Annotated in this window: 13 protein-coding genes; all 13 read left to right on the top strand. The window is 66.5% G+C overall.

Annotated elements, in window-relative coordinates:
* Position 1 precedes the first annotated feature (1 nt).
* The gene (locus tag GF405_00065) at positions 2–337 is read left to right on the top strand and encodes a Na+/H+ antiporter subunit G (GenBank protein ID MBD3366550.1); all 336 of its coding nucleotides are present in this window, start codon (positions 2–4) and stop codon (positions 335–337) included.
* A gap of 161 nt (positions 338–498) precedes the next feature.
* A complete protein-coding gene (locus GF405_00060) occupies positions 499–1122 on the top strand; it encodes a 4Fe-4S dicluster domain-containing protein (GenBank protein MBD3366549.1) in 624 nt (207 codons plus the stop codon).
* A 149-nt stretch (positions 1123–1271) separates the two neighbouring features.
* Positions 1272–2453 (top strand): radical SAM protein, encoded by a 1182-nt coding sequence (locus GF405_00055; protein MBD3366548.1) that lies wholly within the window; start codon positions 1272–1274, stop codon positions 2451–2453.
* Between the two features lie 43 nt (positions 2454–2496).
* Positions 2497–2880 (top strand): PAS domain-containing protein, encoded by a 384-nt coding sequence (locus tag GF405_00050; protein ID MBD3366547.1) that lies wholly within the window; start codon positions 2497–2499, stop codon positions 2878–2880.
* Positions 2880–3656: a 2,3-diphosphoglycerate-dependent phosphoglycerate mutase gene (gene gpmA, locus GF405_00045; GenBank protein ID MBD3366546.1), complete on the top strand. Its 777-nt coding sequence runs from the start codon at positions 2880–2882 to the stop codon at positions 3654–3656. Before GF405_00050 ends, gpmA begins: the two co-directional genes overlap by 1 nt.
* A 77-nt stretch (positions 3657–3733) precedes the next feature.
* A complete protein-coding gene (locus tag GF405_00040) occupies positions 3734–3982 on the top strand; it encodes a DUF2164 family protein (GenBank protein MBD3366545.1) in 249 nt (82 codons plus the stop codon).
* 147 nt (positions 3983–4129) lie between these two features.
* Entirely contained in the window at positions 4130–4867 is a 738-nt protein-coding gene (locus tag GF405_00035; protein MBD3366544.1) for a methyltransferase domain-containing protein, read from the top strand.
* Between the two features lie 187 nt (positions 4868–5054).
* Positions 5055–5573, top strand: coding sequence for a methyltransferase domain-containing protein (locus GF405_00030; protein ID MBD3366543.1), 519 nt, complete (start codon positions 5055–5057; stop codon positions 5571–5573).
* Between the two features lie 60 nt (positions 5574–5633).
* Positions 5634–6020, top strand: a complete 387-nt coding sequence (locus tag GF405_00025; protein MBD3366542.1) for a hypothetical protein — start codon at positions 5634–5636, stop codon at positions 6018–6020.
* A 12-nt stretch (positions 6021–6032) separates the two neighbouring features.
* Positions 6033–6554: a GNAT family acetyltransferase gene (locus tag GF405_00020; GenBank protein ID MBD3366541.1), complete on the top strand. Its 522-nt coding sequence runs from the start codon at positions 6033–6035 to the stop codon at positions 6552–6554.
* Positions 6487–7164, top strand: a complete 678-nt coding sequence (locus tag GF405_00015; protein MBD3366540.1) for a PAS domain-containing protein — start codon at positions 6487–6489, stop codon at positions 7162–7164. Before GF405_00020 ends, GF405_00015 begins: the two co-directional genes overlap by 68 nt.
* A 16-nt stretch (positions 7165–7180) precedes the next feature.
* Entirely contained in the window at positions 7181–7513 is a 333-nt protein-coding gene (locus GF405_00010) for a hypothetical protein (protein ID MBD3366539.1), read from the top strand.
* Positions 7514–7728: 215 nt separating this feature from the next.
* A partial coding sequence (locus GF405_00005; GenBank protein MBD3366538.1) for a hypothetical protein occupies positions 7729–8515 on the top strand: 787 nt, incomplete at its 3' end.

The raw sequence follows: 8515 nt of genomic DNA, 5'->3' as shown, positions 1-8515 counted from the left end.
GATGAGTAGCCAGAGCATCGCGGCGGTCATTCTCATATCCGTCGGCGTGTTCTTCGACCTCGTCGGCGCGCTCGGGCTTCTCAGGCTCCCGGATGTCTACAACAGGCTCCAGGCGGCGACCAAGTGCGTGACGCTGGGAACATGCCTGATCCTCGTCGGCGTCCTGGTCCACTCGGGCTGGAACGCCATGGGCATCAAGGCGCTCCTGGCCGCGACGTTCGTCCTCTGGACCTCGCCGACCGGCAGCCACGCTCTCGCGAGAGGCGCACACATCGCCGGCGTGCCTCTCTGGGAGCGCTCGGTGGTCGACAGGTACCACGAGGACACGGGGCAGTAGGGACGACGGGTTCTCGGGTCGGACCCGCGTGCGAACGTGGACGACCTGACGCCTGCTTCTCGAGCCGCTCCGGAAGACCGGGCGCACGGGGAGTCGGCGGGTGAGACGCGGGCCTCCTCTCGGGGGCGGCGCACGAGACGCGAAACGGGAGACGCCACGACATGAAGAAGCCGAAGCTTCGCGAACTCAAGGAGGCCCTGACCTCACTGGTCAAGGCGCCATACACGACGAAGTTCCCGTTCGAGCCGCTTCAGCCGGCCGAGGCCTTCCGGGGTCTCCCGGAGTGGCACGAGGACGACTGCATCGGGTGCGGGGCGTGTGCGGAGGTGTGTCCTGCGAGGACGATCGATGTCATCGACGAGGGTGACAAGCGCACTCTCATCCATCACTTCGACAACTGCATCTACTGCGGGCAGTGCCAGGCCAACTGCACGACCACGAAGGGCATCATCCTCTCGCACCGCTTCGACCTTGCCGTCTTCGACCGGAAGCAGGCAGAGCAGGTCATCGAGAAGGAGCTCGTGCGCTGCGAACACTGCGGGGGCGTCGTGACCACCATCGACCAGCTGCGCTGGATCGCGAGGAAGGTCGGCTCGCTCGCGGTCGCGAACCCGACCCTCACGGTCGCTCAGCACCGGCGACTGGGTCTGACGGTCGACCCGTCCGAGCGCCCGGACGAGAAGACGGAGTCACGCCAGGACGGCTACCTCATCATGTGTCCCACGTGCCGTCGTGAGATCTACCTCACGGAGGACTGGAAGGGCGTGACGCCGGGTCTCTTCTAGTCGCGCAAGCCCGGGAACGAGGAGCGAACGGGGCGGGGCCCGAGTGGCCGCCGCCCCGTTTTTTTGGGCGATACGGTGGGAGGGTGGCTCCCGCGGCGGCCCGGTCGGGGAGCAGCACCCAGCGGTTGGCGCACGGCACGCTTTGTGCTATGCTTGCGAATAGCAACTGTGCCGCTCTGCGGGCCGCTTTGACGCCGAACTCCTCCTCCGGTACCCTGAACGGGCGGACTCTTCTCAGAGGTGGCCGCCCCCCGAGCCTGCAGGGGGCGAACGATGACGGCAGCAGTACGATCGGGGGTGGCGCTATGCATCAGGTGCCCTCGTCGACCCTCACCGGACCGGACCATCTCGAGCTCCAGCTCACGACTGCGTGCCAGTACCGGTGCGCCTACTGCGGCAGTCCCGACGGCAGACCTCCTCATCAGGCCGACCGGCACGCCCTCGAGGACCTGATCCGTGAGATCCGGCCGAGCAAGGTCTCCTTCACGGGCGGGGAGCCGACCCTGGCGTGGGGCCTTCTCATGGACCTTGTCCGGTGCGCCGCCAGCGTCGGGTGCCTCTGCCAGCTCAACACGAACTGCAGGGCTCTGACCAGAGAACGCGTCCGCGAACTGGAGGAGAACGGGCTCACCATCCTCCACGCGTCGCTGTCGACCCTCGACGCCAGGCTCTTCGCTCGGATCCGCCGCGCCCGAGACCCCGAAGGGCTGGAGCACATCCGCCGGGTCGTGAGCTTCGCCTGCGGGCGCTCCCGCATGCGGGTCATCGTGGAGGCCATGCTCACGCGGGACACCCTCGCGGGACTCCAGGACGTCTACGAGTTCGCTCTGGACGCGGGCGCGGAGTCGTTCGAGCTGCAGGCGGTCATCCCGACGAGCGATGCGATGTGGGCCGTGGTCCCCGAGGACTACGAACTCGTGAACGCCGTCGATGTGCTGATCGCTCTCCGCTCGAACGAGCTGCCCATCACGCTGTGCTGTCTCCATCTTCCGGACTGCAAGGGCTACGAGCGGTGGTCGAACCAGGACGGCGTCGAGCGCCACCGCTGCGGGTGCGGCCGCGAGACCGTCTATGTCGCTGCCGACGGGACCGTCATGCCGTGCAGCTTCTTCCACGAGGAGCTGGGGAACGCGCGGGACGGTCTGAAGGAGATCTGGAGGAGTTCCCCGCTCCTTGAGAGGATCCGGTCCGAGCGGCCCGAGGCCTGCGGGGCGTGCGATTCCTGGGACGACTGCCGGAACACCTGCCCCGCTCTCGTCTACCGGGCGGCCGCGCGGTTCGATGAGCTTGCCCACGACGCCCACGATGCGCTACGCTCCCGCGTAGCGTAGTCCGTTCCCCAGGAGAACATCTCCACCGTCACTGGGAGGCCTCATGCCGAACCCCGAACCCGGGGCCGCGGCCCTGGCGCTGGCGGCGCTCGACAGCCTGACCGACCCGGTCCTCGTCGCCGATACCGACCACGTCGTGCGGTACATGAACCGGGCCGCCCTCGCCCACTACACCGGCGGCTCCGAGCTGCTCGGCACGTCACTTCTCGACTGTCACAACGAGGCATCGAACGCCGTGATCGTCGAGACACTCGAGGCGTTCCGAAACGGTGAGGAGGAGCGGTTGATCTCCGAGTCGCCTGAGCGGCGGATCTACATGCGGGCCGTCCGAGACGATGCCGGCACGGTCGTTGGATACTATGAACGCTACGAGCGACCGCGGTGCGCGGGCGACACGCCCGAGCATCCCGACGAGGAGGGCGGGTGATGAAGGCGACGCCCGACAGCGGAACGAGGACCCTCGTCCTGCTCAGACACGGCGAGAGCGAGTGGAACAGCACCAACCGCTTCACCGGCTGGACGGATGTCGACCTGACCGGGCGCGGCGTCTCGGAGGCGCGGACCGCCGGCCGCCTGCTTCGGGAGGGCGGCTACACATTCGACGTGGCCTGGACCTCGGTTCTCACGCGTGCCGTCAGGACGCTCTGGATAGTACTGGATGAGCTCGACCTCCTCTGGCTGCCTGTGCATCGCGACTGGCGGCTCAACGAGCGGCACTACGGTGCGCTCCAGGGGCTCAACAAGGCCGAGACGGCCGCCGAGCACGGCGAGGAACAGGTCCACGTCTGGCGGAGAAGCTACGACGTCCCGCCGCCGGCCCTCGAGCGGGACGACCCGCGGTTTCCCGGGAGCGACCGCCGGTACGACGGCATTGACCCGGAGGAGCTTCCTCTCACCGAGAGCCTCAAGGACACGGTCGCCCGGTTCCTGCCCTGTTGGAGCGGAGCCATCGCGCCGGCCATCCTGAGCGGCAAGCGGGTGCTGATCGTGGCACACGGCAACAGTCTCCGGGCGCTCGTCAAGCATCTGGACGACATCTCGGACGAGGATATCCCGTCGCTCAACATCCCGACGGGCATCCCGCTCGTCTATGAGCTCGACGACCGGATCGGTCCGCACCGGCACTTCTACCTGGGCGACCCCGAGGAGGCCGAGCGGGCCGCCCGGGCGGTGTCGGAGCAGGGGAGCTCGGGCGGCGCGTGAACCGGGCCCCGGGGCGAGCCGGAACCCGCCGGTGGACGTCCGGCCGGGCCGGGGGAATGAGAGTCAAGGAGAGTGAGATGAGCATCACCCTGCCGGACGAGGCGCGCAGGCAGGCGCTCGCGTCCATCTCTCGGTACTTCGAGGAGAAGCTGGAGATGGATTGCGGCGAACTGCAGTCCAGGCTGCTTCTCGACTTCTTCCTCGAGGAGCTGGCGCCGAGCGTGTATAACGAGGCGATCAAGGACGCGCAGAAGTACTTCCAGGACCACGTGGCCGATCTCGAGGCCGCCTGTTACGAGATGGAGTTTGCCTACTGGCAGAAGTGACGCTCCACGGCGGCGTCCGCATCTCGGCAGGGGGTGCCGCGCCCTCCGCACGAGTCTGCGATGAGGTGACTGGTCATACTCTGCACGGTCGCCGCGCTGCTCTCCTCGCGCGCGGTAGACGAGAAGGTGACACGGGAGCGTGAGGACATGAAGGGGTACGAAGCGCCGACCTACGGCGACCTGATCGCCGAGGCGTACGATGACCTGTACGTCGACGTGAGTGAGGCACAGCTCGACGTCCTCGAGAAACTGGCGGGAGACGGGGCCGCGCTCGAACTGGGTGTCGGCACAGGCCGTGTGGCGCTTCCTCTCGCCGAGCGCGGCGTCGAGGTGCACGGCGTCGACGCGTCCGAGGACATGTTGGACAGGCTTCGCGCGAAGCCCGGCGGCGAGTTCGTTCGGGCGACGGTCAGCGACTTCCGGATCATCGAGCCGGACGGACCCTTCAGTCTGGTCTATGTCGTCTTCAACACGTTCTTCTCCCTGACGTCGCAGGAGGACCAGCTGGCCTGCTTCGCCTCCGTCGCGGACCACCTTGAGCCCGGCGGCTCGTTCCTCATCGAGGCCTTCTATCCGGACCTCTCGCGGTTCGACAGGGGACAGACGGTCCGGGCCACGTCCGTCGGGCTCGACGCCGTCCAGCTCGAGGTGACGCAACACGACCCCGTCAGGCAGCTCATCACGAACCAGCACGTCGTTCTGAGCCGGGAGGGCACCAGAATGTACCCGGTCGTGCTCAGATACGCGTGGCCGTCGGAGCTCGATCTGATGGCACTCGCTGCAGGCCTCAGACTTCGTGAACGATGGGGCGACTGGGATGAGCGTCCGTTCACGTCCGGCAGCGGCCGGCACATCACGCTCTACTCGAACGACGAGGATCACTGAGCCCGTGGAAGCCCGCATACGGGAGCGCTCCAGCGACCGGAACTGCGAGGAGCTGATAGACTGAACGGGGCCGCTCCGGCGAGGCTGCCATCCGTCGCAGTTTGCCATCACGGCCTGATGTGCTATCCTGTCCCGCAGATGGACCCCGAATCATGACGATCGGTCACCCTCGGGAAGGCAGGTCTGGATGACAGGTACGCAGAGCGTCCTCATGCCGTCCGACGTCGCGGCGATGGCCATGGCGGCTGCCTACGGCCTCTTCCTTGTCAATCGGATCAGCTACGACCGCATCAAACGTAGCATCCTCTCGCGGCGCCGCTGGTGCCTCAATATCTGCTGCGGGCACACGGACGGCGGCGGCATCAACGTCGACATCGTACGGCACTCCGCCGTCCGCAATTTCAAGAGAGTGCGCGACATATACCGTCTCCCGTTCCGGGACCGGAAGTTCGAGTGGGTTCTCTGCTCCCACACGGTGGAGCACGTCGACGACCCCGAGCGGCTGGACAGGGAGCTTCGGAGAGTCGGCAGGAACGTGCTGTACGTCGTCCCCCCGCTCTGGGACCTCGCCGCAGCGTTCAACGTATTCGAGCACAAGTGGCTCTTCCTCACGCTCTCCAAGGAGCACAGGGAGCTCCCCAGGTACATCAAGCTGCCGTTCGCGCGTACCATCCAGCGCGCGATGGGGCAGAGGATCTCGGCCTGAGCCTCGCCCGTTCGGCGGGTCTCCACGTCCGCCCGGCGCCGTTTCGGAAGGGGGACACCCGTGTTCATCTCTCTTCTCGGTGTGACTTTCGTTGTCGCAGTTCTCACCTGCTTCGCCGTCGCCGCCATCTTCCGCCGCTCTCTGACGCGCATCCTCCAGCGAACCGTCTCCGAAGAGATGGCCGACGCCTGGCAGAAGTACCTGATGTTCGCGATCTACGTCGTGGGGATCTCGGGCGGCGTCAGGGTGTGGGACCTCGAGAAGTACATCACGCCGAGGGTCGAGGAGACGGAGGTCATCGTCCTCAACGCGGAGCGCTGGACGCTGGAGGTCTACCGGACGGTGATCGGGACGCTCCAGAGCCTGGCATGGCTGCTCCTGATCGTGTTCCTCTTTTCGCTGATAGCCTACGTTATCGTCCGAAGGCGCGAGTCGAGTGCGCCCTAGCCCGGGAGGCCCATGGTCAGCATTCGCCCGTTCCGCGAGGACGACCGACAGGCGGTGGTCCGACTCTGGCAGAGTGTCTTCCTCGACCCGCCGCCGCACAACGATCCGGATCGGGACATCACGCGTAAGCTCGGCGTGCAGCGCGATCTCTTCCTGGTCGCGGAGGAGGGGAACGGGATCCTGGGCACGGCCATGGCGGGCTTCGACGGACACCGCGGATGGGTCTACTACGTCGCGGTTCATCCTGAACATCGCCGGAGAGGCATCGGAGCGGCGCTCATGTCCTCCGTCGAGAGGCGGATGGCCGACTCCGGCTGCCCGAAGGTCAACCTGCAGGTGAAAAGCTCGAACCTGAGGGCCGTCTCCTTTTACCGCCATCTGGGATACGAGACCGAGGAGCGCATCAGCATGTCGAAGCGGCTGGCGCCCGAATCGAACGCGCTCGAGCGCGACGAGCCGGCGGCGCATGACGCCGTCAGGGAGGGGACGCGTGGACCAGAGATCGATCGAGAAGCTGAGACGCCGGCTCGATGAGGTGCTCGCCGATGCGGATGTGGCTTGGTGGGACTGGGACATCAGAACGAACGTCGTGACGACGAACGACCGCAAGGTCGAGATGCTCGGGTACGAGCCCGACGCGTTCCGCGGAGCCGGGTACGAGGCATTCACCGACCTGCTGCATCCCGAGGACTACGAACGCACCATGCGGGCGATGCGCGACCACATGGAGGGACGTTCCCCGGTCTACCAGGTCGACTATCGCATACGGAAGGCCGACGGGGAGTACACGTGGTTCATGGATCGCGGTCTCGCTCTGGAGCGTGACACCGGCGGGAAGCCGACCCACCTGCGCGGGCTCGTGATCGATCTCGGTTCGGAGCTCAATGACGCCGTGCACAATGAGGCTGTCGTCAAGCTGGCCCGGGCCGTCCTGCCGAGCTCCGACGCGCCCGACAGGCTCGTCGTCCTCTGCTCGGTCTGCGGGAAGCTCAAGCTCAGTGACGATGACTGGTACGAGGTGAACGCGTCCCTCCCGGACGCCTTCCCGAACGAGATCTCCCACGGCATCTGCCCCGTGTGCGTGCGTGAGCTCTTCCCCGAGGAAGCCGACGAGGTGCTCGCGGGGATGGGACTGAGCGCCTGAGAATAGGCATCGACCATTGAGCACGTATCTCTACAGGATACGGCCCGACAGACCCGAGCTCCTGACCGACGGGCCGACCCCGGACGAGAAGCGGGTGATCTCGGAGCACTTCGAGTACCTGAGCGGACTCGCCGACGAGGGAGTGGTCCTTCTGGCGGGCCGGACGCAGTCACAGACGACCGACGACTTCGGCCTGGTCATCCTCTTCGCCGGGAGCATGAACGACGCCAGGGAGGTCATGGAGAACGACCCCGCCGTCCGTGACGGGGTCTTCGTCGGCGACCTGTTTGTCTACCGGGTCTCGCTCCACTCGAAGGACATCCTGAAGCTGCTCGCCGATCTGTCGTGACGCACGGCACCGGCCGGGCGCGGCTCACAACCACGGAGCGGGAGCATCCACATGACCTCCGAGACCACGTCCCCGCGTCGTCTCGAGGCATTCAGCGACGCCTGATCCCTTGCTTTCCGCCGGGTTCTGGTGTTTCCTTCTGACCATGGTTGCCTGACGCCACCGTCGGAAACGACTTTCGTGACGGGCGGTGTCCCTGACAGGGGAGGAACCGGATGGCGTTCGATCTCGAGAAGCTCTTCGTCGATGTCTTCTCTCCGCGAGAGGGCGAGGTCGTGACGCTCATGCACGATCTTCCGACGGATACCGTGCCCGACACCAAGGTCTGGCGCGAGCGTCGCGACATGGCGCGGTCGTGGCACGCGGGCATCGCCGGACTGAGCGACACGTACGGCATCACGGTCAATCCGCCCCTGACCTACGAGGCCACCGGGACGCAGAACGGTGAACTGCCGGCGAACGGGAAGCTCGCCGAGGAGGACGTTGAACTCTCAGATGTCATCGGTGGGTCGACCGTCGTCATCGCGATGACCGAGTTCTCCGCTTCGGCGCCCCTCTTCGCCTTCGTGAAGGCGCACGAGGAGCTTCGCGTCGCCAGCATGCCGGGCTGCGAGAGACGCATGGAGGAGACGGGGCTCTCGGCGGACTACAGGGGAATCGCCGAGACCTGCGAGCGCATGGCGCCGCTCTTCGCACGGGCCGACCTCATCGAGGTGGAGTTCTCGACCGGTCACATGTGCAGGTACGACGTCTCCGGCGAGCGGCTCGTCTTCAAGGACACCGGCCTTCTTCCGCCGGAGCCTGCGAGGCCCCACGACAGGCTCACGAACCTTCCGGCTGGGGAGGTGTGCGTCAACCCCAGGGAGTCCGACGACAGCAGGACCGCCGGAGAGATCCCGGTGGCCGCGGGCAACGAGATCCTGCTCTTCCGCGTCGAGCACAATCAGGTCGTCGGTGTGCTGGGGGACGGGCCGCTCGCTGATGAATTCCGGTCGATGTTCG

Origin of the sequence: Candidatus Effluviviaceae Genus V sp. (genome assembly GCA_014728125.1) — a bacterium.
GTDB lineage: Bacteria > Joyebacterota > Joyebacteria > Joyebacterales > Joyebacteraceae > WJMD01.
The sequence above is the reverse complement of the archived record's forward strand: the minus strand, read 5'-3'. Positions and strand labels throughout refer to the sequence as shown.

Bases quoted from the DNA above. Each gene is read 5' to 3' on its own strand.
- GF405_00065 (MBD3366550.1), top strand. From the start codon at position 2: ATGAGTAGCCAGAGCATCGCGGCGGTCATTCTCATATCCGTCGGCGTG.
- GF405_00060 (MBD3366549.1), top strand. From the start codon at position 499: ATGAAGAAGCCGAAGCTTCGCGAACTCAAGGAGGCCCTGACCTCACTG.
- GF405_00055 (MBD3366548.1), top strand. From the start codon at position 1,272: ATGCTTGCGAATAGCAACTGTGCCGCTCTGCGGGCCGCTTTGACGCCG.
- GF405_00050 (MBD3366547.1), top strand. From the start codon at position 2,497: ATGCCGAACCCCGAACCCGGGGCCGCGGCCCTGGCGCTGGCGGCGCTC.
- gpmA (MBD3366546.1), top strand. From the start codon at position 2,880: ATGAAGGCGACGCCCGACAGCGGAACGAGGACCCTCGTCCTGCTCAGA.
- GF405_00040 (MBD3366545.1), top strand. From the start codon at position 3,734: ATGAGCATCACCCTGCCGGACGAGGCGCGCAGGCAGGCGCTCGCGTCC.
- GF405_00035 (MBD3366544.1), top strand. From the start codon at position 4,130: ATGAAGGGGTACGAAGCGCCGACCTACGGCGACCTGATCGCCGAGGCG.
- GF405_00030 (MBD3366543.1), top strand. From the start codon at position 5,055: ATGACAGGTACGCAGAGCGTCCTCATGCCGTCCGACGTCGCGGCGATG.
- GF405_00020 (MBD3366541.1), top strand. From the start codon at position 6,033: ATGGTCAGCATTCGCCCGTTCCGCGAGGACGACCGACAGGCGGTGGTC.
- GF405_00015 (MBD3366540.1), top strand. From the start codon at position 6,487: ATGACGCCGTCAGGGAGGGGACGCGTGGACCAGAGATCGATCGAGAAG.